The sequence below is a fragment of the Streptomyces sp. NBC_01450 genome, from assembly GCF_036227505.1.
Taxonomy (GTDB): domain Bacteria; phylum Actinomycetota; class Actinomycetes; order Streptomycetales; family Streptomycetaceae; genus Streptomyces.
The window spans coordinates 1,475,764-1,501,773 of the sequence record NZ_CP109480.1; the positions used below are offsets into that span (position 1 = coordinate 1,475,764).

Annotated in this window: 28 protein-coding genes and 2 pseudogenes; 18 read left to right on the forward strand and 12 right to left on the reverse strand. The window is 69.2% G+C overall.

Features of this window, described 5'->3' with window-relative positions; translation table 11 throughout:
* Positions 1-373 precede the first annotated feature (373 nt).
* The 7 genes from OG568_RS06700 to OG568_RS06730 all read left to right on the forward strand — a co-directional run bounded on the left by OG568_RS06700 (position 374) and on the right by OG568_RS06730 (position 4,484).
* Positions 374-547 carry a CsbD family protein gene (locus tag OG568_RS06700; protein ID WP_266593999.1) on the forward strand — a complete coding sequence of 58 codons (174 nt, stop codon included), beginning with the start codon at positions 374-376 and terminating at the stop codon, positions 545-547.
* An 84-nt stretch (positions 548-631) separates the two neighbouring features.
* The gene (locus OG568_RS06705) at positions 632-841 is read left to right on the forward strand and encodes a hypothetical protein (protein WP_266593998.1); all 210 of its coding nucleotides are present in this window, start codon (positions 632-634) and stop codon (positions 839-841) included.
* Between the two features lie 547 nt (positions 842-1,388).
* Positions 1,389-1,745, forward strand: a complete 357-nt coding sequence (locus OG568_RS06710; protein ID WP_329530707.1) for a PRC-barrel domain-containing protein — start codon at positions 1,389-1,391, stop codon at positions 1,743-1,745.
* Positions 1,746-1,815: 70 nt separating this feature from the next.
* The gene (locus OG568_RS06715) at positions 1,816-1,986 is read left to right on the forward strand and encodes a hypothetical protein (RefSeq protein ID WP_329530708.1); all 171 of its coding nucleotides are present in this window, start codon (positions 1,816-1,818) and stop codon (positions 1,984-1,986) included.
* Positions 1,987-2,178: 192 nt separating this feature from the next.
* On the forward strand, positions 2,179-2,793 hold the full coding sequence (locus OG568_RS06720) for a DUF5994 family protein (RefSeq protein ID WP_329530709.1): 615 nt from the start codon (positions 2,179-2,181) through the stop codon (positions 2,791-2,793).
* Between the two features lie 315 nt (positions 2,794-3,108).
* Positions 3,109-3,600, forward strand: coding sequence for a DUF5994 family protein (locus OG568_RS06725; protein WP_329530710.1), 492 nt, complete (start codon positions 3,109-3,111; stop codon positions 3,598-3,600).
* Between the two features lie 611 nt (positions 3,601-4,211).
* Positions 4,212-4,484: a hypothetical protein gene (locus OG568_RS06730; RefSeq protein ID WP_329536280.1), complete on the forward strand. Its 273-nt coding sequence runs from the start codon at positions 4,212-4,214 to the stop codon at positions 4,482-4,484.
* A 230-nt stretch (positions 4,485-4,714) separates the two neighbouring features.
* On the opposite strand, the gene OG568_RS06735 is transcribed toward OG568_RS06730, so the two are convergent.
* Complete coding sequence (locus OG568_RS06735) at positions 4,715-4,987, reverse strand: hypothetical protein (RefSeq protein WP_329530711.1); 273 nt, start codon at positions 4,985-4,987, stop codon at positions 4,715-4,717.
* Positions 4,988-5,439: 452 nt separating this feature from the next.
* Positions 5,440-6,681 carry a PP2C family protein-serine/threonine phosphatase gene (locus OG568_RS06740; RefSeq protein ID WP_329530712.1) on the reverse strand — a complete coding sequence of 414 codons (1,242 nt, stop codon included), beginning with the start codon at positions 6,679-6,681 and terminating at the stop codon, positions 5,440-5,442.
* A gap of 524 nt (positions 6,682-7,205) precedes the next feature.
* Between OG568_RS06740 and OG568_RS06745 the strand changes: the two genes are divergently transcribed.
* The 3 genes and pseudogenes from OG568_RS06745 to OG568_RS06755 form a co-directional block, all read left to right on the forward strand.
* Complete coding sequence (locus OG568_RS06745; protein WP_329530713.1) at positions 7,206-7,358, forward strand: hypothetical protein; 153 nt, start codon at positions 7,206-7,208, stop codon at positions 7,356-7,358.
* Positions 7,355-8,143, forward strand: a complete 789-nt coding sequence (locus OG568_RS06750) for an SDR family NAD(P)-dependent oxidoreductase (protein ID WP_329530714.1) — start codon at positions 7,355-7,357, stop codon at positions 8,141-8,143. The genes OG568_RS06745 and OG568_RS06750 overlap by 4 nt, the downstream gene beginning before the upstream one ends.
* Before the next feature lie 47 nt (positions 8,144-8,190).
* Positions 8,191-8,435, forward strand: a pseudogene (locus tag OG568_RS06755) (ATP-binding protein); the annotation flags it as partial.
* Positions 8,436-8,844: 409 nt separating this feature from the next.
* Here the strand turns inward: OG568_RS06755 and OG568_RS06760 are convergent.
* The 4 genes from OG568_RS06760 to ku form a co-directional block, all read right to left on the reverse strand.
* On the reverse strand, positions 8,845-9,264 hold the full coding sequence (locus OG568_RS06760; protein WP_329530715.1) for a hypothetical protein: 420 nt from the start codon (positions 9,262-9,264) through the stop codon (positions 8,845-8,847).
* Between the two features lie 403 nt (positions 9,265-9,667).
* Positions 9,668-9,880, reverse strand: a complete 213-nt coding sequence (locus OG568_RS06765) for a hypothetical protein (protein WP_329530716.1) — start codon at positions 9,878-9,880, stop codon at positions 9,668-9,670.
* Positions 9,881-10,062: 182 nt separating this feature from the next.
* Complete coding sequence (locus OG568_RS06770) at positions 10,063-10,329, reverse strand: helix-turn-helix domain-containing protein (protein WP_329530717.1); 267 nt, start codon at positions 10,327-10,329, stop codon at positions 10,063-10,065.
* A gap of 74 nt (positions 10,330-10,403) precedes the next feature.
* Positions 10,404-11,189, reverse strand: a complete 786-nt coding sequence (ku, locus tag OG568_RS06775; RefSeq protein ID WP_329530718.1) for a non-homologous end joining protein Ku — start codon at positions 11,187-11,189, stop codon at positions 10,404-10,406.
* 209 nt (positions 11,190-11,398) lie between these two features.
* Here ku and OG568_RS06780 point away from each other — a divergent pair, with 209 nt between their 5' ends.
* Positions 11,399-11,692 (forward strand): hypothetical protein, encoded by a 294-nt coding sequence (locus OG568_RS06780; protein WP_329530719.1) that lies wholly within the window; start codon positions 11,399-11,401, stop codon positions 11,690-11,692.
* A 1,166-nt stretch (positions 11,693-12,858) separates the two neighbouring features.
* Here OG568_RS06780 and OG568_RS06785 read toward each other — a convergent pair.
* Positions 12,859-13,005: pseudogene (locus OG568_RS06785) on the reverse strand (permease); the annotation flags it as partial.
* A gap of 309 nt (positions 13,006-13,314) precedes the next feature.
* Between OG568_RS06785 and OG568_RS06790 the strand changes: the two are divergent.
* The gene (locus OG568_RS06790) at positions 13,315-13,596 is read left to right on the forward strand and encodes a hypothetical protein (RefSeq protein WP_329530720.1); all 282 of its coding nucleotides are present in this window, start codon (positions 13,315-13,317) and stop codon (positions 13,594-13,596) included.
* 161 nt (positions 13,597-13,757) lie between these two features.
* On the opposite strand, the gene OG568_RS06795 is transcribed toward OG568_RS06790, so the two are convergent.
* A complete protein-coding gene (locus OG568_RS06795; protein WP_329530721.1) occupies positions 13,758-14,189 on the reverse strand; it encodes an SRPBCC family protein in 432 nt (143 codons plus the stop codon).
* A 1,927-nt stretch (positions 14,190-16,116) separates the two neighbouring features.
* Here OG568_RS06795 and dhaK point away from each other — a divergent pair.
* From dhaK to OG568_RS06810, 3 genes are all read left to right on the forward strand, one after another.
* Positions 16,117-17,109: a dihydroxyacetone kinase subunit DhaK gene (gene dhaK / locus OG568_RS06800; RefSeq protein ID WP_266588914.1), complete on the forward strand. Its 993-nt coding sequence runs from the start codon at positions 16,117-16,119 to the stop codon at positions 17,107-17,109.
* A 67-nt stretch (positions 17,110-17,176) separates the two neighbouring features.
* Positions 17,177-17,776 carry a dihydroxyacetone kinase subunit DhaL gene (gene dhaL / locus OG568_RS06805; protein WP_266588912.1) on the forward strand — a complete coding sequence of 200 codons (600 nt, stop codon included), beginning with the start codon at positions 17,177-17,179 and terminating at the stop codon, positions 17,774-17,776.
* Entirely contained in the window at positions 17,769-18,194 is a 426-nt protein-coding gene (locus tag OG568_RS06810) for a PTS-dependent dihydroxyacetone kinase phosphotransferase subunit DhaM (RefSeq protein ID WP_266425834.1), read from the forward strand. Before dhaL ends, OG568_RS06810 begins: the two co-directional genes overlap by 8 nt.
* A gap of 60 nt (positions 18,195-18,254) precedes the next feature.
* Here OG568_RS06810 and OG568_RS06815 read toward each other — a convergent pair whose 3' ends face one another.
* Positions 18,255-18,941: a glycoside hydrolase family 75 protein gene (locus OG568_RS06815; protein ID WP_329530722.1), complete on the reverse strand. Its 687-nt coding sequence runs from the start codon at positions 18,939-18,941 to the stop codon at positions 18,255-18,257.
* A gap of 365 nt (positions 18,942-19,306) precedes the next feature.
* Between OG568_RS06815 and OG568_RS06820 the strand changes: the two genes are divergently transcribed.
* From OG568_RS06820 to OG568_RS06830, 3 genes are all read left to right on the forward strand, one after another.
* A complete protein-coding gene (locus tag OG568_RS06820; protein ID WP_329530723.1) occupies positions 19,307-20,308 on the forward strand; it encodes a fibronectin type III domain-containing protein in 1,002 nt (333 codons plus the stop codon).
* A gap of 21 nt (positions 20,309-20,329) precedes the next feature.
* Positions 20,330-21,262 (forward strand): LysR family transcriptional regulator, encoded by a 933-nt coding sequence (locus OG568_RS06825; protein ID WP_329530724.1) that lies wholly within the window; start codon positions 20,330-20,332, stop codon positions 21,260-21,262.
* A 204-nt stretch (positions 21,263-21,466) separates the two neighbouring features.
* Positions 21,467-22,033, forward strand: a complete 567-nt coding sequence (locus OG568_RS06830; RefSeq protein ID WP_329530725.1) for a hypothetical protein — start codon at positions 21,467-21,469, stop codon at positions 22,031-22,033.
* A 75-nt stretch (positions 22,034-22,108) separates the two neighbouring features.
* On the opposite strand, the gene OG568_RS06835 is transcribed toward OG568_RS06830, so the two are convergent.
* From OG568_RS06835 to OG568_RS06845, 3 genes are all read right to left on the reverse strand, one after another.
* Complete coding sequence (locus OG568_RS06835) at positions 22,109-22,705, reverse strand: PadR family transcriptional regulator (RefSeq protein WP_329530726.1); 597 nt, start codon at positions 22,703-22,705, stop codon at positions 22,109-22,111.
* Between the two features lie 95 nt (positions 22,706-22,800).
* Positions 22,801-24,816: an NADPH-dependent 2,4-dienoyl-CoA reductase gene (locus OG568_RS06840; protein WP_329530727.1), complete on the reverse strand. Its 2,016-nt coding sequence runs from the start codon at positions 24,814-24,816 to the stop codon at positions 22,801-22,803.
* A 131-nt stretch (positions 24,817-24,947) separates the two neighbouring features.
* Entirely contained in the window at positions 24,948-25,730 is a 783-nt protein-coding gene (locus OG568_RS06845) for a putative protein N(5)-glutamine methyltransferase (protein ID WP_329530728.1), read from the reverse strand.
* Positions 25,731-26,010 lie beyond the last annotated feature (280 nt).

Consider the following 26,010-nt stretch of genomic DNA (forward strand, 5'->3'; position numbering starts at 1 on the left):
AGGAAGTGATCCCGGCGCGGCCCGATGCGCTCCATGCGGGCAACGATCCGCTCGACCGAGCCGACGGATGCCCTCACCGAGGCCCCCTGCACCCCAGCAGCCCCAGCAGCCCCAGCCCAGCCCCAAGAACTCCCCCATGCCGGCATCACGTTGACACGTGAGGGCGCCGAGCGTTGACTGACAGCACGGCGTAGGGCCATGCCACTCCGGATCGTTCGGGCAAGGCATTCCCCCCTTCCCACTCCGCCCGGCCCCCGCGGAACCAGGAGATTCCCGCGATCCGGAGGTCCGGCGATGTCACGGATTCCTCTCCTTCCGCTGATCCGTTCGGACGGCGGCCACAGGTAATCCACCTTCAACGACGAGGCCGACCATGAGCGTTGGACGAACCGTCAAGAACAAGAAGCAGGAAATCAAGGGCTGGATCACTGAAGTGTTCGGCCGGGCCACCCGCAACAGGAAACTGGAACGGCAAGGCAAGGTCGAACGGATCTCCGGCAATCTGAGGCAGGCGGGCGAGAAAGCGAGGCACGCCTTCAGGCGGTGACCTCGAATGCCCCGGGTGGAGCTCCAGTCGTACGGACACCACCCGGCAGGCATCAACGCGGAATCCCCTAGGAGAATTTGGAGAATGTCAGCGGTGTTCATCGTCGTGATCAGCGCCCTGATCGTCCTCGCGACGACAGCCGTACTCGTGGGACGCGGACCGGTCCGCAACGACGGGCGGGGCGGTGGTCGGGGCAGCGGCGTGCCGAACCACCGCTTCGGACCCCCGTACGACCCTGCCCTCACCCATGACGACGACACCGACGTGGCCGGTCCGGGACCCGGCGATCACTGAAGCCGTACGGCTCCCTCCGCGACAATCACCGATGCGCGTCCGGCCGACACCACGCACAGGGAAGTGGCACACGATGATGTACGACCAGACACGCACCCAGCGGAACGGCGGGGTGTCCTCCGCTAGGGTGCTCGCCGCTCCGCCCCAGGTCAGAGCAATTCTTCCCCATCGCCGAGCGGGCAACCGGGGGACTGGGGCGAACGGGTCGCGCCCGCCGTCCTGAGTGCGTGGGAAGCGGTCCAGGCCGAATCGGCACATACTTCGAAATCAGCCGCGCCGCCCAAGGGCACAGGCGTGGCAAGACGGATGTGTGCGTGTCGGTGTCATCGCGAGAACGGCCGCGGCGATCGCCGCGGCCGCCGTCGCCGCGATCCAAACCGTCAAGGGGCCGGTCGGGAGCACGTCCGAGCTGCACGGACCGCAGTATCGTTGGTGGTGGGTTGGTTCACTCTCACGTGCAACCGCCCGGAAGGGCGGCTCCGGCGTGTTTGCGCCGGAGCCGTTGGCTCTTGCCTCGTTAGGGTGCCGCGCCCGGAAGGGAGAGGGCATGATCCAGGCAGCCGATATCCGTGAGTGGCGCGACCACGATGTTGTGGACGCGAAGGGGCGCAAGATCGGCGCGCTCGAAGCGATCTATGTGGACACCACCACCGACGAACCGGCCGTGGCCACCGTGCGGACCGGGCTGCCCACCCGCCAGCGCCTGGTTTTCGTCCCCCTCGACGAGGCAGTCCTCGGGCCGGGCTACCTCAAGGTCTCCTATGCCAAGAGCCTGGTGAAAAAGGCTCCTTCGATCGGCACGGACGACATCCTGCCCGCCGAGCAGGAGAAGGGGATCTTCCAGCACTACGGCATGACCTACCAGCCAGGCTTGAAGGGCGAACGCCAACTCGCGCGCCGCTGAGGGACCGCGCCCCGTCCCACCCAGTCCGACCCAGCCCAGTCCGGTCCTGCCCAAGGAAGGGGTTCAGGCGATGGTGCTCTTCCTTCTCCTCGTCCTCGTGGCCGTTGTCCTGGGAATCATCGGCGTGGCAGCCGAGAGCCTGGGATATCTGCTGATCATCGGCATCGTGCTTCTCGCGGCCGATGTGGCCATCGCCTACGTCCGATGGTCCCGGCGCGCCGTCCATCGCCCCATCCGCTGACGGCGGGCATCGGGCGACCGCGAGTCCGGCACGCCGTGGAACTCGCGCCACCGGTAAGCGTCCATCGGACCCCGGCCAGGAGTATCCTTGAGATACCGAGGGTACTTCGTACACCGGCTTCGATGCCTGTGCCGTCCCCGGCGATTCATGACACCGGGCCGGTCCTGGCCGGCCCGGGGCAGGGTTCGCGTGATGACCGCAACCACGTTCGACAAGCCCGCGGTCGAAGACCGGACCTCCTCTTCTTCACCGCCACCTCTCCGGTTGCAGCTGGCGCCGCCCGGCACTGCCTCCGCCCTGATCGACGGCGCATGGTGGCCACGCTCCCGCGACCTGACGGCCGAACTGCCCTTGCTTACCGCGGTTTTGGACCCGCGGTGGGGGCGGATCACCCACGTCACCGTGAACCCCACGTTCTGGCCGGTCATCCCCCGTAAGGTTCCCGTCCAGGGCCATGTGGTGAAGGTCGGCTGGTTCAAGGCCGAGCAGGATCCGCACAAACTGCTGCTGCTCTCCTACACCGCCGGCCGCTGGGACCTGCTGGTGATCCCACCCGAGACCGACGCCGTCACGGCCGCCCGGCTGATGACCACCGCCACGGATCCCGCACGCAGCCTTACCGCAAGCGGCCTGATCCAGGAGGCCGAGCTCTTCCGCATCGCCGCCGAGGCCGAGGCCGCCGCATGGGACGCGGCACGGGAAACGGTCTGGGACTCCGAAGGCGGACACGACGCTCGCCACACCTCCTCACACGGCCCCGTGGGGACCGCCATCGGCCGCGCGCCGATTCCGGCGGCGGGCAAGTGACAGGCATGACGGGCGGACCGGCGCGGTGTGTGATGTCGCTGTGCGCGGTGCGTGATGGCGCGGTGCGTGATGGGCAGCGTTCGGAACGGGTGCCTGGCCGGGGCCCGTTCGACGTGCCGCGGGAGTAGCGTGGAGACATCGAGAGTATTTCGCACACCGGCCGCCATGCCGGTGTCGTTCTCGGCGAGTGACCACACCGGGCCGCCCCAAACAGCGGCCGGGAGACAGGTGCGCGCGATGTCCGCGACCACCGACCGACCCCCGCTGCGGATCGCGCCCTTCAGGGTCCCGACCGCTCGCCTCGCGCTAAAACCCGTGAGCACGTCCCGAGGGCCTCTCGACGGCGCATGGTGGCCCCGCTCCCGGGACCTGACACACGAACTCTCCGCTCTGGCCGACGTACTGGACCCCCTGTCCGGACGGATCACCCGGATCGCCGTCAACCCGACGTACTGGTCTGCCATCCCGAGCAGGGTGCCCGTCAACGGTCACATGGTGAGGGTCGGTTGGTTCACGACTGAGCTGGACCCCCACAAGATCCTGTTGCTGTCCCACACCACGGGCAGCTGGAACCTGCTGGTGATACCACCGGAGACCAGCGCCCCGGCAGCCGCTCGCCTGCTGGCCGCCGCGAGCGACAGCTCCGACTCGACCGCGAGCGCGCTCATGGCAGCGGAACACGCCCTTCACGGCAGTTCCATGACTGCCCTGAATCAGAATTCCGAGGAAACCTGGGAGGACGGGGATCACACCTCCTTCTACCGGGCAGCTGCCGCCCGGCCGTGCCGCCTGATCATGGCGAAGTGAGCGTCATGGTCACCGCCGTGGCCTTCAGCGCCCTACTGATCCTGACCGTTGCGGCCACCCGTCTGATCACCCGGCTCAGCGCTCAGCACGCGGAAAGCATCGGTCTCCACTCCTACGGCACCCCATCGACCGGGAGAAACATCCTGGGCAAGCCGTTGGACAACCACCTTCCGGACTCGCCGCCCAGCCCTCCACGGTCCGCCCCCCGTCACGACACCCGGGACGTCGGCCGAGGCCGACTGATCCTCCGGCGCCGGAACATTCGCCGCCGGGTCCTGTCGCTGAACCCGAATCGTCGGCCGCCCCGAGGCCGGAGGCCGCCGGAGCCACTCCCCACTCCCAGAGGCTCCCGCACACGGACGGCCACGTTGCCCCACCCCACCGGCTTGTAGCAGATTGCCCGCGTAGGTAACACCCAGGTTCTCCGGACAAGGCCCGGAGTAGAGTGAGGAGACAGGGAATCCTTCGCACACCGGCTTCCACGCTGGTGCCGTTCTCGCCGAACCATTGCAACGGACGGTGAAGACCCGCCATAAGACGGGATCGTGCCATGCCCGTGATCGTCGGCCCCACGGACTCCTCGTCGATGCCCGGCACGAGTGGCGGCAATCATGGCAACACTGCACGAGCGGAAGAGCTACCGCGAAGCGATCATGAAAATGCTGTACGAGGCCACGGAAGGCAATCGCCTCCTTGGCATCACCGGAGCGAGGCTGCGTGACGACCTCCAGGTCCCTGAGCAGGATCTCGCCGCGGCCTGCGCATATCTGGAAGGCGAAGAGCTCATCACCGTCGACTGGGCGCAGGGCAACACACCCGCGATGGTGATGTTGACGCATCGGGGGATCCGACTCATGGAGGCCGAGGAGGAGGAACGCGGCTGACGCGACCCGGGGGCCGGTGCACTCTCAGCAGCGACCCGGAGGGGGCGGCCCGTCGCACTCGCAGCGATCCACGTCGACACCGCCGCCGACGAGTTCGCCATGGCCGCCGTCCGAACCAGGCCGCTCAGCCGCCGACGGCTGGTCTTCGTCCCCCTCGGCAGAGGGGTCCTCGGGCCGGGCTACGTCGAGGTCTCCTACGCCAAGAGACAGGTACGGAAGGCTCTTTGGATTCAGGGCCGACGGATGGCGATGCCGTTTCGGTGTCCGGTTGCCGCGTCCACCATGGGCAGGTGCAGGTTTCCCGTCTCGCGGGGTTCGTACGGCTCGTAGCGGCTGAAGTGGAAGTTGCCATGGGCGTCGGTGATGTCCATGCTCCACTGCCGTGTGGTCGGCGGACGTGACCAGCCCTCCACGTACGTGCGCACGGTGGCGTTGGGGGTCCAGCCGATGCCGTCCACGTCGTAGGTGGTGCCGGTCTGCCACACGGTGTAGCGCACGGTCATGGAGAGCTCTCCGTCGCGCTGGAGATGCTCCGCTGCGGCTGTCCGGCCGGGGGCGGCCGGTGTCGTCACGGATGCAGTCGCGCCCGGGTTCCCGCTAGCCGTGGTCAGCGAGACGACTGCCCCAGCAACAGGGGTAGGGCTACCAGGACCGTGGCCGCCAGCCGGTCACGTACCAACGCCATCTCGTCTCCTCATGACGTGAGATGCCGGCCCGATCTGTCGGGCCGGTCATGATGACCATGGCGGAGCGGAACCACCTGCGGCGGGACCTCCCGCATCGAGATCCACCTAACGGGTGGCTCCGCCCTGAGTGTTGCCACGCCGTTGTTCGCGCTCGCCTGCCGAGGTACGGCTGTGGACGGTCGCGTCATTCCCCGGGGGGATCGGGGAGCCGGCTCTACCGGCAGGGTGCTCATGCCGTCGGCTCTGTTCATGGTGGCGCGGCTGTCGGCTCAGTCCAGGACGGCGAGGTGGTCGGCCGCGCCCCCGCGCCATTCGATCAGGAAGAGGGTCGCGTCGTCGCTGGTGCGGCCGCCTCGTTGCCGCTTCAGGGCGTGGGAGAGCGAGCGCACCACCGCTCGTACTCCCATCTCCCCATGTTCGATGCGGTTGACCCAGTGGATGAGCTGTTCCTCGCCGAACGGTTCTTCGCCGGCTTCGTGCTCCTCGATCAGGCCGTCGGTGAAGCACAGCACTCGGTCGCCGCGTTGGAGCATCTGCTCGCTGATCTGGGGATCTTCACCGCCGAAGCCGACCGGCAAGGTGGTCGGGCCTGCCAGCTGCCGGACGACCCGGTGGTCGCGGATCAGCAGCGGAGCGGGGTGGCCGGCGTTGACCCACTGCAGGTGGCCCGTTGCAATGTTCAGACGCATCATCTGCGCGGTGACGAAGTGGTCGGGTCCGAACTGCTCGGCGATCGCCCGGTCCATGAACGCGTAGATCTCGGACAGGCCGATGTCGGCACGTCGGGCGTGCCGGTAAGCCCCGACGGCGACGGTCGCCATCGTGGCGGCGTCCAGGCCGTGGCCCATCGCATCGACCATGGCCACGTGCAGGATGTCTTCGTTGAGGGCGTAGTCGAAGCTGTCGCCTGCGACGTTGTAGGCGGGCTCCAGGATTCCGGCCACCGCGACCTGCGGGATGGACATCGCCAGCGGCGGCAGCAGCGACCACTGGATCTCCGCGGCCACGCTCATCGGTTCGCGGCGCCGGGCGAGGAAGAACTGGTCGGTGTAGCAGTGCTTGGTGACCAACATGTCAGCGACCAGGCCGGCGAGCCGGCGCAGCAGCCGCCGGTCGTCGTCACCGACGACATCCATGGTGAGGGCCATCACGCCCACCTGGTCGCTGCCGTCCAGCAACGGCAGATACATCCGGACGCCGTCGGCCTGCGGCACCTCGACAATGGTCGCGTACAGGAAGGCCGTGCCGGCGGCAGAGTCATCGATCGGCTCAGGCTCACCGACCATCAGCCGCCGACCCGGTAGCGGCACCAGCACCAGCTGGCCGTAGTCCTGCAGCAGGATCGAAACGTCACGGCCACCGACCCTGGCCACCTCTTCCGCGATCAGCGGGGCGATCAGCTGCGGCGGCATCTCGTGTGCCCGGTCCAGCAGCACACCCAGCAGCCGCTCACCGAACCCTTCCGACCGGTCCACCGTGCCCTTGTCGGGCTCCCGCTCACCTTCCGCCACAGCCGAACCCCCGCACCGGCGTCTTCAATTCCTCGACCCGCTCACGTGATCTGTACACACGAGCTCCTGACACGGCTGTGATCAACCCGCACAGAGTGACGCGACCGACCAACCAAAAGAGCCCATTACGCCACACGCGGCATGTCACATACGGTCAGGACAGATGACTCTCAATGTCGTCGTGACGCCTGGCGGCAGACCGATCCGCGTACGTACGGCGAAAGCCGCGCCCCCTCGTACTGCTCGTCTCCGTCCAGCCCGGCTCCACCACCGCGGCGCGCTTCGCGGCCGACCTGTCCCGGACGCCGCATGTCCTGTCTGTCCCAGGCCCCGCCGGCGTCTTCAGCGACGGTGCGCGGCAGCCCGACAGCACCCGCGCCGGGAGCGAGCCGAAGGTCGGCGACCGAACGAGCCGGGCCCGGCCGCGGCACGTGGTTCGAGGTCGCCACGCGACTCGACCCGGGCACTGCGGCCGCACAGAGGCTGGTCCGGGACATCCACCCGGGACCACCACGGGTCCGGTCATGGTGACCGGCGAGACCGCAGATCTGCTGGACACTCTGCAGACCCTGCGTGAGGCCGCACTCCGCTCCGCCGTCATGATCTGCGCGGCCACGGGCCTGCTCCTGGTCTTCTTCACCCGCAGTCTGTACCATCCCCGCTCAAGACCCAGGTGACCGGCGCGACTTCGGGTATCGGCCGCGCCTTCGCACAGCGGCTGGCCGACGAAGGCCACGACCTGATCCTCGTCGCACGCACCCATGCCGATCTGGAGAACCTCGCCGGTTCCCTCCACCGGGAGAGTGGCCCGCGAGTGGAGACGCTGGCGGCTGATCTGTCCACGCCGGAGGGCTGCCGGACCGTGACGGACCGGCTCGCCTCGAAAGGGGCGGTCGATCTGCTGGTGAACAACGAGGGGATCATGCTGAGCAAGCCGTTCCCGCGCACCAGCATCGCGGCTGAGGAGCTGATGCTGGACATCAACGTCCGCGCGGTGCTCCGGCTCACCCACGCAGTGTTGCCGGCCATGATCGAGCGGGGTTCGGGCCGCGTGGTGAACGTTGCCTCGTTCTCCGCGTTCGGTCCCCGCGGCCTGGCCACAACCTATCCGGCCAGCAAGTCCTGGGTCCTCGCCTTCACCGACGCCGTGGGCAGATCGGCGTACGTCCGCCGCTCCGGCGTCCGCATGATGACGCTCCTGCCGGGATTCACCAGAACCGAGATCTTCGAACGCTCCGGCATCGAGCCGGCACGCGTGCCGAACCGGGTATGGCTCCGGCCCCAACGAGTGGTGGCGACGGCACTGCGCGATCTCGGCCGAGGGCGCCCTGGCAGCGTGCCCAGCCTTCGGTACAAGGTGGCCGCCTGGAGGCTGCGTCACCTGCCTCGGCCGCTCCTGCTGCCGCTGTCCTGGGACTTCTCCGCGCCGAGCGGATTCTGGAAGCAGAGGGCGAGGAGATAACCCCTGCCCTGGCACCCCTCAATGCGGCGGGCATCAACCTCATCGCCCCCGGTCGCTATCGATCCGGAGAACCGCTGTTCTTCGAGCCCTTCCAGCGCTACGGCGACGCCCCTCGCGGCAATGGAGTGGGGCTCGGCTAGCGGTCGCCCGAGGCTTCGCCGAGGCCATGGACGGCACCCTCAACGCCGAGGACACGCCCGGCGGCGGCCTCACGGTGGTTCTCACGCTGCCGTTGGCCAACGGTCGCACGTCGACGGTTCAGCGGGACCTGTCGACGGCGGCGACTTCATAGCCGAGGCGGAAGAGGGTCGGCGCAGGCGATGCGCCGACCGGGACAGGCCACCACGACAAGTGGACGTCTGCCTGGCCATGCGCCCGTGGAGGCGGCGGTGATCGTCTCACCAACTGGAAGGAGTAGCCCGCCGATCAGCGCTGCGAGTCGTCGGCGTGCCGTTCCGCCACCGCGCAGCGCCGAGGTCACTCAGCGGGCCGGCAACAGCGTCTGGATTCTCCTGCCCTGGTAGGCACAGTGCCTTTACGACTGGTAGTCCATCAACAACCGCCGCATCGAACACTGTTGCGCGAGTACGACCGGCCTCCCGAGGCGGGATGAGCAGCCTTCGGGGGCGAAAGAGTCACGACCCTGATGACTGCTCCTCCGCACCGCTCACTCAGCGGCTTTCATTCATGCCCGGATCTCTTCAGGAATGGTCTGTCTCCTCAGGGACGGGAATAGCCTGCCGGCAACAGGTGGAAGAGTCGATCTTCGGGGCCAGACGGCAGAGCCATCGTGCCGTGGCCTCGGCGTCGTCCCGTACGGAGACAGCGATCAGGCTGAAAGGAGCCCTGGGCCACAGTTCGATGCACACCACGGGCCTGCCGGGCCGCACCGCCACGAAATCCTTCCCGCCATGGTGGCCCCGCGTGCCGATGCACAGCGCACCGGGAATCCAGACGCCGCGCTGAGCGACTCCGCGCAGGGCGCGCCACCAGTCGGGTTCCACCGTCACCCGGCACACCGCCTCCAGAAGCACACGCACAGTGCCGCGGCCTGCGGCCGCCTTCTCCCACCACGACAGACGTACGACGAGGTCGTCGCCCTTGACGAGGATCCGCGCCATCGTTATTCCCTCTCCTCCATGCTCCCTCCGGCTTCGCCGCGGGCCATAATCGGGGACGTCCTGTCGGCACCGGATGGGAGGCACCCCAAATACGGTCGGCGCCCCACGGCATTTTGTCGGTGACGGGGAAGGCCGAGTGACGGTAGTGGGAAGGGGGCGGCGAGAAAGCCGGCGACGGTGGTGTCGGCTGCGGCCACAAGAGGGCTGGCGATCATGGCCTCGCGCACCGGGACGCCCCACAGGAGTACTTGGAGCGTAGCCTGCCCGCTCTCCGCAGTCGCTGAGGCGATCACGAACCAGCCCATGAGTACGAGCCAGATGCCGCTGAACACGGCCCCGAGGAGGACCACGTACAGACCCAGCACGCCAGACCACAGCGCAAGAGCCCCGCACGCCGCTGACGTCACCGGGCGCAGCCGACGTCCAGCACTTCGATCACGTCACCGTGGCTGGTGTAGACAAGCCAGCACCATTCACCGAATACTGCGGCCAGCTCCGGGGCCTGTAGCTTCGGGGCCCGGGTCACAGCAGTGATGAGCGTGATGATCTCCTCATGCGCATCGTCCGGGACACCGAACAGCACGTTGGCAGCCTGTTGGATCAGTTCGACTTTCATTTCGCACCCCGCGGACCACAGGAGCAGCAAGGTAGGGCAGCTGTGTACTCTGCCCGTGCCTGTGGACGACTACGACCAGAGTCCGTCATCGGTAGCAAGCGTCGCAAGGTGTCGGGGTCCCGGTAGCGCCCACTGAAACAACGGATACCGCTGACCAGCAGGGATGCGGCTTGGTTCACTGATCAGTCTTCGTGGCTGGTGCTCTCGCGGTGCTTGCGTAGCTCTCGGTACAGCGTGGAGCGGCTGACGCCGAGCTCTGCGGCGACCTGTTCGGGAATCGCGCCGTCTTTGATGCGCTGGGCGGCTCCGTCGCAGGTGGTCGCGTTGCGCTTCGCGGGCCGTCCGGTCGGCAGTCCGCGGGCTTCCCTTGCGGCACGGGCGCCGGCGGCACGCTCCAGCCTGTAGATCCGTTCCATCTGCGCCAACATCCCCAGCAGCGCGATAGCCATGTCCGTTGCCCCGGCAGCGCACCGGGCAGCATCCGCTACAGCAAACGTCCGCGGCGCTTGTACGGCCACGAGGGCTATGACCGGGGCCGGGCCGACGGGCGTCGGTGCGCCCGCTTGGCACCCCGGATGCTCTCCTCCAGTGCCGCCTTCAGGTCCAGCGAAGGGGCGGCCTCCGCCGGCCCGGCAAGCTCACCGCCGGTGATCTTCACGTCCACGAGCTGTTCAAGGGCGTGGGCGTACTCGTCGTGCACCTCGCCGACGTCGATGCCGGTGAGTTCCCGGATCAGCACCTCGGCCAGCTCCAGTTCCCGGTCGGTGACCGGCGTCGAGGGCGCGAGGTCTCCGGGGTCGCGCAGCTCGTCCTGCCACAGGAGAGTCTGAAGGATGAGCATTCCGTGGCGAGGGCGGAGCAGCGCCAGCCGCTCCCGGCCGCGGAGGGCGACCTTGGAGACGGCGACGTAGCCAGTGCGGGCGAGCGCCTCGACGAGTAGGGAGTACGGGCGGTCGGCGCCCAGTCCGGAGCCCACGTAGTACGGCCGCCCGTAACTGATCGGGTCGATGTCCTCGAAGGGCACGAAACCAAGCACGTCGACGGTCCGCTTTGTGGGCAGAGGCAGATGAGCCAGGTCCTCGTCCGTGAGCGGCACCATGCGCCCGTCGCCCAAGGCGAAGCCCCTGCCGACTTGTTCGTATGGGATTTCCCGGTTCTCGGCCTTGCAGAAGCGACGGTGCTCGACGCGGCTTCCATCGCTGACATGGATCTCGTGAAGGCGCACGGGACGCTCCTCCGTGGCGGCGTACAGCCTGATCGGCAGCGTGACCAACGCAAACCGGATCATCCCGGACCATGCGGCCTTCATAAACCCAGCGTCAGCCCACAGCACCTGGCACGCATCCCGGTCGCGGCCACCCCCAGCGAGCTGCCCGGGTCACGAGGAAGTCCCCCGCGTCACCCCCCGTGTCCTCCTGCTCGATGCCGTCGGGGCAGTTGTTGTAGCCGGTCGCCCCGCGCTCGGCGGGCTCGATCCGAGGCGGCGCGTGATGCTCCTTGAGTGGAAGGATCGGCGCCATGGGCACCGAGAAGGGCTGGGTGTACCGGGTCGACGAGCCGCACGGCTCGCAGGGCTGGCGCCTCTACGGCGGCCATCCCGAGCAGTGGCGGGGGACCGTCATCACCGACGATCCCAAAGAGGCCGCCGAATACGTCGCCACCCTCGTCGTCACCGACCTGGTGACCGAGTGGGAGGTGCGCGGCACCGGGCAGAGGCACGTACGCGTGATCGTCTGGGAGGACAAGGAAGGCGACGGCCCCGAGGACGCGGCCTTCACCGTGGAGATCCAGCCCGACATCGATGCAGACTGACCGATCCGGCCGCGGAGGACAGGCTTGGTACTCTTCGGTTCCGCGGAGCGCGGGCGTGGCAGAGCCTTCGCGCCGCGGTCAGGCCCGCGCGAAGGCTCTGAGGTCAAAACAGTCCCCGGTAGTGCTGCGCGTGTCCTGAAGCTTCAGTCGTCACTGTTGCCTCGGTATCGCGCCGGCTTGCCGGGGGCCTGAACCACATCCTGTCCAAGTCACTCCGCCGACCAGACGTCCTCACCAACTTTATGGCTCTTTCGGTGTTATGGTCTACCAATCACCCTGCATGAAATTTGCTAAGAGTCAATAGGATTTGGGTAAATTTTTCAGCATTCAGTGGGTGAAGTGCAGGCTTCTCGCGACGAGGACTCGGAGACCGGTGAGCACAAGTACCCGAAGCGGGTGCGTCCCCGGCGGCCCGTTCCTCGCTCGCCCGGCAGGCAAGGCACACGAGCTGGGCGTCGCGTCCGTATCGGCAGGTCAGCCCCTGGCAGCGGGAGCATGGGCCGACCTGCTCGGGGGAGCAGCCCAGCATGAGCGCGGCGGACACTCGGTCCGTCGTGGGATCGGTACGTCTGGGCGCCTCGTCCATGTATCCGAATTTATGCCAGGCGCCCGATTCGGGCGGGCCATGGTGGCGGCCGGTCGGCCTTTCGCTCCGAGTAGTGCATCCCGGGCGTCTTGGGTGCTGATCAGGCGCGTGATCCCGGCGTTGACTCACTCTGCACTAGGTGCATTCGGGGTTCCCTTCCGCTGGAAGGCGCCCCGCATGGTGCCGGCGGATGTCGTCGCCGAGGAGTGGCTCAAGCCGTTGCACCGCAATAGCGGGGAGCCGTCCGGACGACCCTCGTGTGCGGGCGGGCAGTCCGCTCAGGTCAGGACGACGCAACTCCCGCTGTTCCTGTCAGCGGCCACGGGGAGAGCTCGCACGGCTTCCAGCGCAGGCCCAGCTTCTCCAGTGAGGGCACCCGGACGCCCCAGTCCGCCAGCCGGGCAATACGGTTGCTCCGCATATCGAGCCGGCGCAGTCTGGGCAGTTCGGCAAAGCGTCTCCGGAATGGCCCGCGTTTCCGTACTGCGCCGGGCACGAAGGGCGAGTGCTTCATGGCTGGCACGGCGTTGTCGCGCAGGCCCGGGTGACGCATCGATGTGCGGCGTCGGTCCCGAAGGGCGGCCATGCGCGCGCCGTAGTACCTCCCGTAGCTATTGAGGATCGGGAGGATCAACAGGTCGGCGTAGATGAAGGCGATCACGCCGCCGAAGCCCATGCCGCCCTTCCACAGCAGCGCGGCCAGGGGCACGTTGCCGATCGAGCAGACGATCCACCCGCATCACAGGAACCCCGCAGTCCTTCGAGATCACCGGGGAGCTCACCATCAAGGCCCGAACCCAACCGGTCACGGTGCACGGGAAGGGGAATGGCGACAGGCTGTTGCGCTGCTGAGCGACCGTCACTCAATCCGCCTGGGGAATCAAGCCCTACACCGCGTTCTTGGGTGCGTTGCGGCTGGCTGACGAGATCATCGTGGAGTTCGAGGTGGCCAGGCTCGAACCGGTGGATGGGACTGGATAGCCACCCGACTCGAGGCTGCGAGCAGGTCGGCCGCCCGGCCGCCTACTGTGGAGGCATGGGCGAAATCGTCGTCGTGTACGAGCTCGACAACCCAATGGCCAAGCACTCCTCCCTGGGGATACCGGCTGGTGAGGAACGGCCCGTCCACAAGGTGCACGCCGCACCCTCCGCCCCGGGGGAGCCCTCCGCGACGGGACCGCGGACCCTCTGCGGCAAGGACACCTTCGCGATGCAGACGGCTTACTGGAAGCCCTCCGAACACCCTGGCGCTCCCTGGTACCCCGTGCAGTACGCATCCGTGGTCTGCTCCGACTGCGATGCCGTGATCGAGACCTGACCGGCGTTCGGAGCATGCGACTCCAAACGGGGCCATTCCATATCCATCGGATCCCCCGCCCCACCGCGGGCTCCGACGGAACGGCGCCCCGGCTCGCCGGCGGCGGATCCGAGCGGAGGCTGCCGTCCTCGACAGCCTCCAGCACACGCCTTCTCTACCGCTCAGCCCCCTTGTTCCACGTACTCCTTGAAATGCTCCAGATCGCTGCGGACGAGCCGTTCGATCGCGTTCACCTGTGCGAATCCCCTCAGCCCGCCGAAGGTCTCCCTGATCGCGTCGGGGTCGTACTCGAGCCGTGCCTGGACCCGGGTGCGGTTCTCGTTGATCGGCTGCAGCGAGAAGGAACCCCCCAGTTCGAGGTCGCTGGTGGCGTGCCACTCCATCACGCGTTCCCCCTTGCGATCGGAGATCTCGGCCTCGAACACCCGGGCCCGGCCGCCGGCCTCGACGTCCAGACGCGCTCCACCACCCGCCTCCGTACGGACCTCGCGCACTCCTTCCACGAACCGCGGATAGTTCTCCACCCGGTGGAGGTCGTCCCAAGTCTTGTCGATCGGCACTCCAACGTCGACGTGTTCTTCCAGGATGCTCATGGCCCACCTCCATGTTCGACGACACATGGGTCTTCTGTGTCCAGTGTGCGCCCGATGGGGGTGCCAGGCGGTGGCGCCGAGTGTTCCGGTGTACGCGGTCCGCAACACGCATCGTTACGGCCACGCTGTCAGCGTCGGTCGGTTTCCAGCGCGCGCAGCCACCCGGCCGAGCCTGTCCATCCGACCACCGCCCAACCGACGAGCTGGGCAACAGCGCCATTCTCCGCTCCGGCGCGCCCTCCGGCCAGCCTCCACGGAAGGTCACAGTGGCCTGCCGTACGCCAGGGAGCCTTCCAGGGAGCACACGGAAGTGGGTGGTGTCGGCGCTGGCAAGGGGGTGTCGACGGTGGCAACGACGCAGCGCTCGAAGGTGCGGTGGCGATGACGACGTAACCCTCCCCCACTCTCGGCTTCGCGTGAGCGGGGGGACCCCCATGGCGGCGCAGCGACGTACTCGAAACCTGGGCAGGGCTTCGTCGTCTCACCCGCTCTCACACAGGTCTCACCAACCGTGCGGACTCCCCCGGACCGTGAGGCCCTGAACTGGCATTACGCGCCTGTTCTGGACCAGCTGGACGCTCCTGGACGGTCTCTACAACCTGTGCCATGTGGGACAGTCATAGCTCACGACGGATGGCCACCACCGCACGCGGCCACGGCGAGCGGACTATCGCTCTACGCCAGCAGCGTGCGGGATTCGGCGCGCAGGGCGGTATCGGCCGATGACCATGTCACACCAGAGTGCGAGCGGACGCAGTAGGCGGCACCCCCCTCTTCCCGGCTCCGACCGCTGAGTGGCACCGGGCGGCCACCCAGTCCGAGGGATCGCATCGGCCAAGATCCGGACCATTCCCGGGCCAGCAATCCTGTCAAAGCCGAGACGGGCACTGTTTGCGCTGGTCAGCGACGCGCTGCCTCTGTACCGCCAGCAGACCAAGAATCTGCTGGCGGCTCCGAAAAGTACCGCTTACGGTCACGGAATGCGCTCCGCCGTTCCGCCGGCAAGGGTCGCGGATTCGCACCAACGTCGATGGCGCCGCGCCAAGCATCACTCCCACACGCTCGCCGGTTCTGATCGGAAGTGCCAAATCTTCGTCGACACAGGACGGAGTGATGATCAACGTTGTGCTCTTTGATGCCTCGGTACAGCTGATGCATCTGAGCCGTGTCTCGGCGAGCGATCTACGCGCAAGCGTCGAGGGTCCGACGGTCTGCGATCCGCCCGGATGGTTTCGGCGGCGGGAGTTCGGGAGCGGACAAGGAGCGCCGTCATAGCCGCGCACATCGCCGAGCGAGTCCCCTCCATCCAGTCCTGCCGGCCCTCCTCGATGTCCTGTTGGGAACGCCCGCTGAAGTTCCACCGCACGACAGTCCCACCACCGAATGCGACCCCGCCAGGGCTGCAGCCGCCCTGTCCTCCGACCTCCTTCACGACATCTGGCACCCAGCCAGAATTTCGGGGATGCTCGGTTGAGCGGGCCACAACAGACTTCTCCACCACCAGGCCCGCATGGAATGCGGAACACGCCCGAGTCTGGGATCGAGACACGAAGTGCTTACTACACTCGCGCCGGAGCCCCCCGCGCCTCCGATGAACACTCGGCCAGACAGTGTCTCTGCAGTCCGCCCTGAGGCCGGATTTCGCCCGACAGCCGGACAGCCGCAGACATGTCCGTTTGCATCCGCACAGGGGATCACCGCATCCCCAGCGTCGACACTTCCCGGAGCAGGCTTCTCGGGCCGATCCGTATGCACATCGGCCGTATCTGACAACCTGTCACCAAAGTCAGCAACAGGTCAGCATCAGTACCGCCAGAACCCGCTTCCGACCGACATGAACCGCCGAGATCGTTTACTGCCCCAATGTGGCCTGACCTGCAAAGACAGAGGTCAGAGGCCCATCCGCTAGTCTCATCAGGAGGTATCCATGAAGATGCTCATCAACGTGGCGGAGACGGTGGTCGCGGACGCGCTGCGGGGTATGGCGATCGCGTATCCCGAGCTGACGGTGGATGTGGACAACCGGGTGATCGTACGGCGGGACGTCCCGGTGGCCGGCCGGGTGGGCCTCGTCTCCGGTGGCGGATCGGGGCACGAACCGCTGCACGGCGGTTTCGTGGGGCCCGGGATGCTGTCGGCGGCCTGTCCGGGCGAGGTCTTCACGTCTCCGGTGCCGGACCAGATGCTGCGGGCTGCGGCGGCCGTGAACAGCGGCGCGGGCGTGCTGTTCATCGTGAAGAACTACACGGGTGACGTGCTCAACTTCGACATGGCGGCCGAGCTCGCCGAGGACGAGGGCATCCGGGTGGCGAAGGTCCTCGTCAATGACGACGTCGCCGTCACCGACAGTCTGTACACCGCGGGACGGCGTGGCACCGGCGCGACCCTGTTCGTGGAGAAGATCGCGGGCGCCGCGGCCGAGGAGGGCGCTCCGCTGGATGTGGTTCAGTCACTGGCCCGGCAGGTCAACGAGAACTCCCGCAGTTTCGGTGTCGCACTGAGCGCCTGCACCACGCCGGCCAAGGGCAGCCCCACCTTCGACCTCCCGCCCGGTGAGCTGGAGCTCGGGGTCGGCATCCACGGCGAGCCGGGCCGGGAGCGGCGCGCGATGATGACCTCGCACGAGATCGCCGACTTCTCGGTGCACGCGATCCTGGAGGACCTCAACCCGCGCAATCCCGTCCTGCTGCTGGTCAACGGCATGGGAGCGACGCCGCTCCTGGAGCTGTACGGGTTCAACGCGGAGGTGAACCGGGTCCTCACCGAGCGCGGGGTGCCCGTGGCACGCACGCTGGTCGGGAACTACGTCACCTCACTGGACATGGCGGGCGCCTCGGTGACGCTGTGCCAGGTGGACGAGGAGCTGCTGCGGCTGTGGGACGCGCCGGTGAAGACGCCCGCGTTGCGCTGGGGCGTGTGAACCCCGCGACATCGGCATGATGTCGCGGTCCCGCCCGGCCAACGTTCGCACCACGCAAGGAGATTCTGTGCTCGACGCCGATTTCTTCCGCCGTTGGATGACGGCGACCGCCGCGTCCGTCGACCGCGAGGCGGAGCGGCTCACCGCTCTGGACTCGCCGATCGGCGACGCCGACCACGGCAGCAATCTGCAGCGCGGGTTCACCGCCGTGGTGGCCACGCTGGAGAAGGAGGCGCCGGACACCCCCGGCGCCGTTCTCACCCTCGCCGGACGCCGGCTGATCTCCACGGTCGGCGGCGCGTCGGGGCCCTTGTACGGCACCTTGCTCCGCCGTACGGGCAAGGCCCTCGGGGACGCAGCCGAGGTCACCGAGGAACAGTTCACGGACGCGTTGCGCGCGGGCGTGGACGCCGTGATGGCGCTGGGCGGAGCCGCGCCCGGCGACAAGACCATGATCGACGCGCTGGTGCCCGCGGTGGACGCGCTCCCCGAGTCCTTCGCCGCGGCGAAGACGGCCGCCGAGGAGGGCGCCGTCGCGACGACGCCGCTGCAGGCCCGCAAGGGCAGGGCCAGCTATCTGGGCGAGCGCAGCATCGGGCACCAGGATCCGGGCGCCACCTCCTCGTCCTTGCTGATCAGCGCCCTCTTGGAGGCCTCCGATGAGTGAATCCACGGGCAGCACGGACAAGCTCGTCGGCGTCGTGCTGGTCTCCCACAGCGCCGCCGTCGCCGCCTCGGTCGCCGAGCTGGCGACGGGGCTCGCGGGCGGCGGCACGACCGCTCCCGTCGCGCCGGCCGGCGGCACGATGGACGGCGGTCTCGGCACCAGCGCCGAACTGATCTCCGCGGCCGCCGCCTCGGTGGACCGCGGTGCCGGGATCGCCGTGCTCACCGACCTGGGCAGCGCGGTTCTCACCGTGAAGGCCCTGCTGGCGGAGGGGGACGAGCTCCCCGACAACAGCCGCCTGGTGGACGCGCCCTTCGTGGAGGGCGCGGTGGCCGCGGTGGTCACGGCCTCGACGGGAGCCGACCTCGCGGCGGTCGAGGCGGCGGCCACGGAGGCGTACACCTACCGGAAGGTGTGAGGGAACAAGCAGGGGCACCGGCCTCGCCCGGCAGGCGAGGCCCGGTGCCCCTGCGCCCGCTCAGCGGCCGCGCACGAACTGCCGGGCCAGTCGCTCACCCTCGGTCACGGCTGCCGCGTGATCCTCGATGGGGGACACCCGGGAGTCCTTGAAGGCGATGTAGGTGACCCCGGAAGGTGTCCCGCCGACGCGCGGGTCGGGGCGGATGCCGAGCGCCTTGGCGGTGGCGTACGAGGCCTCGCCGATGATCGCGTGCGGTCCGGTGTCGCCGACCACGGCGTACTGGACCCGGTCCTGGTAGATCACCGCGACCACCGAGCCGCCTCGGATGCCGTGGGCGCGGTGGTCCCAGATGTCACTGGGCGCGGGCACGACGACATACGGGAGGGTCTCGGCGCTCAGGTACCGCCCGTCGGACTGCCGATACGCGGTGGTCCCGGAGAAGAACGGGTCGGTCCGCTCGTTGCACAGGAGGCCGGGGCGGCCGTCGCAGTCGATGTCCATGTCGGCCTTCCAGAACACCGCGCCCCGCGTCCCGCAGACGGGAATCTCGGGGCGGGCGCTGTTGTCGGTGCGGTAGCCCCCCTTCGAGACGGCCACGCAGTCACGGACCTTGGCGAGCAGGTCGGCGGCGCGCACCTTCCCCTCCCGCGCCGCCGCGGGCAGGCTCGGACGGGCGGCGGGAGACGGGGCGGGAGCGAGCAGGGCCACGCCGGCCACGGCCAGGGTCAGCGACTGGACACGCACGATAAGAGACCCTCTCCTGGGGGACATTGACGGTCATTTAGCAAAATTTGGCGTGTTTCTGACGGTGCGTCCACCGGGAAGGGGCCGGACGGTGCACGGCGGTCTCGACGGGTGCACTGCGGCCGAGGGCCCGAGCCGTCATCGACCCGGGCCTCTCGACCGCCCTCGCCGGCGCGGCATCAGCGACGACAGCGGTCCGCGCCGCGGGCACGAACTTCCCTGGGAAGAGGGCAAGTTCACACCGCGTCAGGCATCAGCATACGTAGCCCGCGAACGGTCCGACGAACGGCCACCGCCCCCTTGATGTGGCCGCGTCCGCCGTGTCTTATAGGTACAGACCAATCCCGTCGAGGGAAGGCAGGCCTGTGCGACGCGTTTCCCTTGCGTTGATCTGCGGCTCGCTGCTCGTCCTCACCGCGTGCGGTGGAGGCGCGGGAAACAACACCGGGGGCGAGGGGCTGCCACCGGCCCCGATGGGGGTCACCGCGGCGGCGGGCAGCGCGACCACCGTGCACGTCATGTGGAACGCCGTCTCCGGGGACGTGAAGGTCACCGGGTACGAGGTGTACCGCGGCGCCACCAGGGTCGAGCGGGTGCCCGGCGACGAGCACATGCTGGACGTCACCAGGCTGACCCCGTCCACGGCCTACGTCTTCACGGTCCGGGCCCTGAACGCCGACGGGAACCCCGGACCACCCAGCGAGCCGGTGCGCGCCACCACACCGGTCGAGGTCGCCGCCGACCGTACGCCTCCGACCCGCCCCGGACGGCCGCACGGCAGGGCCGTCGCGAGCCGGGCGGCCCAACTGGACTGGTCGGCGTCGACGGACGCCCGGGGCGTGGTCTCGTACGACGTCTACCAGGGCGGCTCGAAGATCCACAGCGTGGGCGGCGGACAGACGGCGACCGTCGTCACCGGGCTGCGGCCGGGCACCGCGTACACCTTCACCGTGCGGGCCCGCGACGCGGCGGACAACCTCTCCCCCGCGAGCGCCGCCGTCCGGCTCACCACCGCGCCGGGCGCGGACGACGGCCACGGCACCGCGCCGACCGAGTTCCGCGCGAGCTCCCACCGCGCGGACGGGGCGTACTACCTCGACCTGTCCTGGCTTCCGCCACGGACGGACGGAGTGATCACCGAGTACCGGATCGACCTGGACGGCCGACAGGCGACCTCGCTCGTCTGGGGCGGCACACCGCCCAGCGGCAGGGCCACCTACAGCTTCTACGTGGGACGGGACACCGGGGTCGCCTACCGGGTGCGGATCAGGGCGAAGCTGCCGGACGGCACCTGGGGCGGGTTCTCGGCGGAGCGGACGGTGACGACGGGATCCGCCACTGCTGGGGATGCGGGCACCCGGAAATAGGCGAACCGTAGGCTCACCTCTGTGACCCATAGCGAACCCGATGCCTCGACGGCTCCCCTGGACATCTCCCTGCTGCGCACCTTCCTCGCCGTGCACCGCGCGGGATCGTTCACGGCGGCCGCGCGGCTGCTCGGCCTGTCCCAGCCGACGGTGACGACACAGATGCGCTCACTGGAGGAACAGCTGGGGCGGGAGCTGTTCGAACGGCGGCCCCGGGGTGTCGTGCCCACGTCGGTGGCGGACGGACTCGCCGCCGAGGTCGCGGCGCCCCTGGACGCGCTCGCGGCGGTCGCGGACCGCCGCGGGGCCGGCGCCGACCAGCCACCGGACCCGGTGCAGCTGGCGGGCCCGGCCGAGCTGCTGTGCGCACGCGTCCTGCCCGCGCTGGCACCGCTGACCGCACAGGGCGTACGTCTGCGGGTCACTCCCGGCCTCACCGACGACCTGCTGGACGGGCTGCGCGGCGGCCGCTTCGACCTGGTCATCGCCACGATCCGGCCGCGCGGCCGCACCCTGACCGCCGTGCCGCTGATGGACGAGGAGTTCGTGCTCGTCGCCGCCCCGTCGTGGGCCGAGCGCATCGACCCGGCCCGGGTGGCGGGCGAGGGTCCCGCCGCGCTGCACGGGGCGCCCCTGGTGACGTACGCCGAGGATCTGCCCATCGCCCGGCGCTACTGGCGGCATGTGTTCGGCGTACGGCTGACCGGCCAGGCCTCGATCACGGTGCCCGACCTGCGGGGCGTGCTGGCCGCGGTGGTCGCGGGCGCGGGGATCACCGTGCTCCCCCGCTATCTGTGCCTGGACGCACTGGCCTCCGGCGCCCTGGTACCTCTGCTGTCCCCCGAGGATCCCCCCATCAACACCGGGTACCTCACCCAGCGGCCGGGCGCGTCGGACAACCCGCACGTGGCGATCGTCCGGGAGCGGCTGCTCCAGGCGGGCCGCACATGGTGAGGGACCGGTGCGACCACACGGAGAAGATCGCCCGCTGAGCGAGGGGATCCTCCGCCGGACGAACGAATTCTTCACCTGCCCGGTCCCCGCCCGCGTGCGCCCGGAGCCCAAGGCGCATTGGCTCTCCCTGAGGCAGCACGGGCCTTTCCAATCCTCGGCGGCGCATGGGATGTACCGCCAACCGTGCCGCTGGAGGGCAGTCCTATGCGTACTTCTCAGATATCCATCCGCTCCGGCCTGACCGTGGCCGCCGTCGCTGCGCTTCCGCTCACCCTGACCGCTCCGTCGGCCGCCGGCTTCGGTTCGGGGATCTCGGTGAGCACGAGCGGGTCCAGCGTCTCGGTCACCACCAATTCCTGCCCGAGCAACGGCAGCAGTTTCGGCAACTCCTCGCTGCTCTCCAGTGGGCAGGTGAACTTCTCCCAAGGGCGCCAGATGCCGTTGTCCGGGACCAGCGCCAGTCAGTCGTCGGTCTGGTCCAACGTCAGCCCCGGCACCTATACCGTCGTCGTGGTCTGCCAGGACGGGACGACGGCCGGCACGCAGTCCATCATCGTCTCGGGCAGCGCGATCCCGAAGGCCTCCACGCCCCCCAGGATCTCCTCGACCGCCACGGCCTCCTCGCCGTCGCGCGGCGTGCTGGGCGGTTTCGGCGGGGCCACCAAGAACTACCGGACCGCCACGCTGGTGGGCGGCGGTGTGCTGGTGACTTCGGGCGTCGTGGCGACGGCCTGGTTCCTGCGCCGCCGAGCCAAACCCCACCGGCTCTGATCCCGGGGCCCGTCACACCGGCGGCCGTCCGGCTCCCGTCGAGGGGACGGCCGACTCCGGTCGAGGGGACGGCCCCTATTCGCGGACGTCTTCGGGCCCGGCTCCGGGCACGGCTTCAGGCACGTCTTCAGGCCCGGCTCCGAGGTGCTCGAACTCGTCCAGCGCATGCGACAGCCACTGGGTCCAGAAGGTCTCCAGGTCGATCCCGGCCCGCAGCACCAGGTGTCGCAGCCGGTCCTGGGGAGTGTCCTTGCCGGGCGGGAAATCGCGCTTCTGGATCTCCTCGTATTCGCTCAACTGCCGTTGGTGCAGGTCGAGATGGCGGCGCAGGTCCGTCTCGATGCCCGCGGTACCGACGACGGCGGAGGCGCGCAGCCGCAGCAGCAGCACATCGCGCAAGGGCTTCGGCTCCTGGGACACGGAGGTCCAGCGGGCCAGTTCGTCGCGGCCCGCCGGCAGCACCTCGTAGCTCTTCTTCTGTCCCCGGGCCGGCTGCTCGGACGGCAGGGCGCGGATGTACCCCTCGGACTCCAGTCTTCCCAGCTCGCGATAGATCTGCTGATGCGTGGCCGACCAGAAGTACCCGATCGACCTGTCGAACCTCCGGGTCAGTTCGAGGCCCGACGAGGGCTTCTCGAGCAGGGCGGTGAGGATCGCGTGCGGGAGTGACATGGGGTCATCCTAGGGACGCCGGGCCGAGGCCCCGGGCGCGTCCGCTCCGGGCTCGGCCGCTCCGCACGCGACCGCTCCGCACGCGGCTCCCCCGGTCACAGCGCCGCCGCAAGCTCCGTGCCCTGCTTGATGGCGCGCTTGGCGTCCAGCTCGGCGGCCACGTCGGCACCGCCGATGAGGTGCACGCTGCGACCCGCCGCGGACAGTTCCTCGTACAGGTCGCGGCGCGGCTCCTGGCCGGTGCACAGCACGACGGTGTCGACCTCGAGGACCTGGCTGTGGCCCTCGACGGTGACGTGCAGTCCGGCGTCGTCGATCCGGTCGTACTGGACGCCCGGGACCATGGTGACGCCCCGGTGCTTGAGTTCGGTGCGGTGGATCCAGCCGGTGGTCTTGCCCAGTCCGGCGCCGACCTTGGAGGCCTTGCGCTGGAGGAGGTGGACCGTGCGGGGCGGGGCGGGGCGCTCGGGGGCGGCGAGGCCGCCGGGTGCCTGGTAGTCCATGTCGACGCCCCAGTGGCGGAAGTACGTCGCCGGGTCCTCGCTCGCCTTGTCGCCGCCGTCGGTCAGGTACTCGGCGACGTCGAAGCCGATGCCGCCGGCACCGAGGATCGCGACCCGGTCGCCGACGGGGGCGCCGTCGCGCAGGACGTCGAGGTAACCGACGACACTGGGGTGGTCCACGCCGGGGATCTCGGGGGTGCGCGGGCTGACGCCGGTGGCGACCACGACCTCGTCGAAGGCGCTGACGTCCTCGGCGGCGACGCGGGTGTTCAACCGGACGTCCACGCCGTGCAGTTCGAGCTGGGTGCGGAAGTAGCGGATCGTCTCGTCGAACTCCTGCTTGCCGGGGACCTTGCGGGCCACGTTGAGCTGGCCGCCGATCTCGTTCGCGGCGTCGAAGAGGGTGACGTCGTGCCCGCGCTCGGCCGCGGAGACCGCGCAGGCCAGGCCGGCGGGGCCGGCGCCGACCACGGCGACGCGCTTGCGCAGCCGGGTCGGTGCGAGGACGAGCTCCGTCTCGTGGCAGGCGCGCGGGTTGACCAGGCAGGAGGTGATCTTCCCGCTGAAGGTGTGGTCGAGGCAGGCCTGGTTGCAGCCGATGCAGGTGTTGATGGCCTCCGGCCGCCCGGCCGCCGCCTTGGCGACGAAGTCGGGGTCCGCGAGCATCGGGCGGGCCAGCGACACCATGTCCGCGTGGCCGTCGGCGAGCAACTGCTCCGCGAGTTCCGGGGTGTTGATGCGGTTCGTGGTCACCAGGGGGATCGAGACCGCGCCCATGACCTTCTTGGTCACCCAGGTGTAGGCGCCGCGCGGCACGGAGGTCGCGATGGTGGGGATACGGGCCTCGTGCCAGCCGATGCCGGTGTTGATGATCGTCGCTCCGGCTGCCTCGACGGCCTGGGCGAGCGTGATCACCTCGTCCAGGGAGGAGCCGCCCGGCACCAGGTCCAGCATGGAGAGCCGGTAGATGATGATGAAGTTCTCGCCGACGGCCTCGCGCACGCGGCGCACGATCTCGACGGGGAAGCGCATGCGGTTCTCGTACGAGCCGCCCCAGCGGTCCTCGCGCCGGTTGGTCTGGGCGGCGATGAACTCGTTGATCAGATAGCCCTCGGAGCCCATGATCTCGACACCGTCGTATCCGGCCCGCTGCGCGAGCTCGGCGGCACGGGCGTAGTCGTCGATGGTCCGCTCGACCTCGGCGTCGGTGAGCGCGTGCGGCGGGAAGGGGCTGATCGGCGCCTGCAGGGCGCTCGGGGCGACCAGGTCCTGGTGGTAGGCGTAGCGCCCGAAGTGCAGGATCTGCATCGCGATCTTCCCGCCCTCGCGGTGCACCGCGGCGGTGATCTCCGTGTGCTGCTCGGCCTCCGCCTCGGTGGTCAGCTTCGCGCCGCCCTCGTACGGCCGGCCGGCGTCATTGGGCGCGATGCCGCCGGTGACGATGAGACCGACGCCGCCGCGGGCCCGGGTCGCATAGAACTCCGCCATGCGCTCGAAGCCGCGCTCGGCCTCCTCCAGGCCCACGTGCATGGAGCCCATGAGTACGCGGTTGGGCAGCGTGGTGAAGCCCAGGTCGAGCGGGTTCATCAGGTGCGGGTAACGGCTCATCGGGCCCTCCGTACGCGGTGTCGTATGTCTGTTGTAGACGACGGACAACGCCTTATGCAACTAGTTGCACAATGACGGAGGTCACTCACCCACGAGGCGGGCCCGGGTACTCGACGGGCCCGCCTCGTGGGTCAGGCGGCCCGGGGCCTGGTGCCGATCACCACGTTCGCGTACAGCTCGTCGGAGACGGCCAGTGTGGCGGTCAGACCACCGCGGGCGAAGGCCTCGACGGCCGCGGGTGCCTGGTGCTCGCTGGTCTCGACCAGGAGGCAGCCGCCCGGGGCCAGCCAGCGGGCCGCCTCGGCGGTCACGCGGCGCAGGATGTCGAGCCCGTCCGCGCCGCCGTCGAGGGCGACGAGCGGTTCGTGGTCGCGGGCTTCCGGGGGCAGCAGGCCGACCTCATGGGTGGGCACGTACGGCACGTTCGCGGTGAGGACGTCGACGCGGCCTCGCAGGGTGTCGGGCAGGGCCCCGAACAGGTCGCCCTGATGGACGTGGCCGCCGAAGGGTGCGACGTTGCGGCGCGCGCAGCGCACGGCGGCCGGATCGATGTCCGCGGCGTGCAGTTCGGGCCCGCCGAGGTCGGCGGCCAGCGCGGCGCCCACCGCGCCGGAGCCGCAGCACAGGTCCACGACGAGGGAGGCGCCGCGGGCGAGGGCCACGGCCTGGTCGACGAGGAACTCGGTGCGGCGGCGGGGGACGAAGACGCCCGGCTCGACGACGATGCGCAGGCCGTGGAACCCGGCCCAGCCGAGGACGTGTTCGAGGGGAAGTCCCGAGACGCGCCGGTCCACCATGGCGGCGACCTCGTCCGGGGTGCCGGCGGTGGAGAGGATCAACTCCGCCTCGTCCTCGGCGAAGACACAGCCTGCGGAGCGGAGCGCGGCGACGACGGAATCGGTGAGAGGGGGCATGAGAGCCGAGAAGCCTTTCGGTGGACCGAAGGGCGCTCTCGCGGTCACCTACAGGCGGCGATCCGCGTGGTCCTGAGGTGAGAGCACCCGACCTGACACAGCGGTAATGGGTCTCACCTCCTCTGCAACTCCCGGGCCGGGATGGTCCGCGGCCAGGACGGTCACCCTACAGGAAGGGCCGGACGGCGAGGGAACCCTCCCTCCCCTCCGCCGACCGCGGGCGCGAAGTTGTACTATGCAACTAGAACTGGAAGGAGCTCCCGTGGAAGCAGCCGACGTG

Excerpts from the sequence above, each read along its gene's own strand:
- OG568_RS06700 (WP_266593999.1), top strand. The coding sequence starts at position 374 with ATGAGCGTTGGACGAACCGTCAAGAACAAGAAGCAGGAAATCAAGGGC.
- OG568_RS06705 (WP_266593998.1), top strand. The coding sequence starts at position 632 with ATGTCAGCGGTGTTCATCGTCGTGATCAGCGCCCTGATCGTCCTCGCG.
- OG568_RS06710 (WP_329530707.1), top strand. The coding sequence starts at position 1,389 with ATGATCCAGGCAGCCGATATCCGTGAGTGGCGCGACCACGATGTTGTG.
- OG568_RS06715 (WP_329530708.1), top strand. The coding sequence starts at position 1,816 with ATGGTGCTCTTCCTTCTCCTCGTCCTCGTGGCCGTTGTCCTGGGAATC.
- OG568_RS06720 (WP_329530709.1), top strand. The coding sequence starts at position 2,179 with ATGACCGCAACCACGTTCGACAAGCCCGCGGTCGAAGACCGGACCTCC.
- OG568_RS06730 (WP_329536280.1), top strand. The coding sequence starts at position 4,212 with ATGGCAACACTGCACGAGCGGAAGAGCTACCGCGAAGCGATCATGAAA.
- OG568_RS06735 (WP_329530711.1), bottom strand. The coding sequence starts at position 4,987 with ATGACCGTGCGCTACACCGTGTGGCAGACCGGCACCACCTACGACGTG.
- OG568_RS06745 (WP_329530713.1), top strand. The coding sequence starts at position 7,206 with ATGGTGACCGGCGAGACCGCAGATCTGCTGGACACTCTGCAGACCCTG.
- OG568_RS06760 (WP_329530715.1), bottom strand. The coding sequence starts at position 9,264 with ATGGCGCGGATCCTCGTCAAGGGCGACGACCTCGTCGTACGTCTGTCG.
- OG568_RS06765 (WP_329530716.1), bottom strand. The coding sequence starts at position 9,880 with ATGAAAGTCGAACTGATCCAACAGGCTGCCAACGTGCTGTTCGGTGTC.
- OG568_RS06770 (WP_329530717.1), bottom strand. The coding sequence starts at position 10,329 with ATGGCTATCGCGCTGCTGGGGATGTTGGCGCAGATGGAACGGATCTAC.
- ku (WP_329530718.1), bottom strand. The coding sequence starts at position 11,189 with ATGAAGGCCGCATGGTCCGGGATGATCCGGTTTGCGTTGGTCACGCTG.
- OG568_RS06780 (WP_329530719.1), top strand. The coding sequence starts at position 11,399 with ATGGGCACCGAGAAGGGCTGGGTGTACCGGGTCGACGAGCCGCACGGC.
- OG568_RS06790 (WP_329530720.1), top strand. The coding sequence starts at position 13,315 with ATGGGCGAAATCGTCGTCGTGTACGAGCTCGACAACCCAATGGCCAAG.
- OG568_RS06795 (WP_329530721.1), bottom strand. The coding sequence starts at position 14,189 with ATGAGCATCCTGGAAGAACACGTCGACGTTGGAGTGCCGATCGACAAG.
- dhaK (WP_266588914.1), top strand. The coding sequence starts at position 16,117 with ATGAAGATGCTCATCAACGTGGCGGAGACGGTGGTCGCGGACGCGCTG.
- OG568_RS06810 (WP_266425834.1), top strand. The coding sequence starts at position 17,769 with ATGAGTGAATCCACGGGCAGCACGGACAAGCTCGTCGGCGTCGTGCTG.
- OG568_RS06830 (WP_329530725.1), top strand. The coding sequence starts at position 21,467 with ATGCGTACTTCTCAGATATCCATCCGCTCCGGCCTGACCGTGGCCGCC.
- OG568_RS06835 (WP_329530726.1), bottom strand. The coding sequence starts at position 22,705 with ATGTCACTCCCGCACGCGATCCTCACCGCCCTGCTCGAGAAGCCCTCG.
- OG568_RS06840 (WP_329530727.1), bottom strand. The coding sequence starts at position 24,816 with ATGAGCCGTTACCCGCACCTGATGAACCCGCTCGACCTGGGCTTCACC.
- OG568_RS06845 (WP_329530728.1), bottom strand. The coding sequence starts at position 25,730 with ATGCCCCCTCTCACCGATTCCGTCGTCGCCGCGCTCCGCTCCGCAGGC.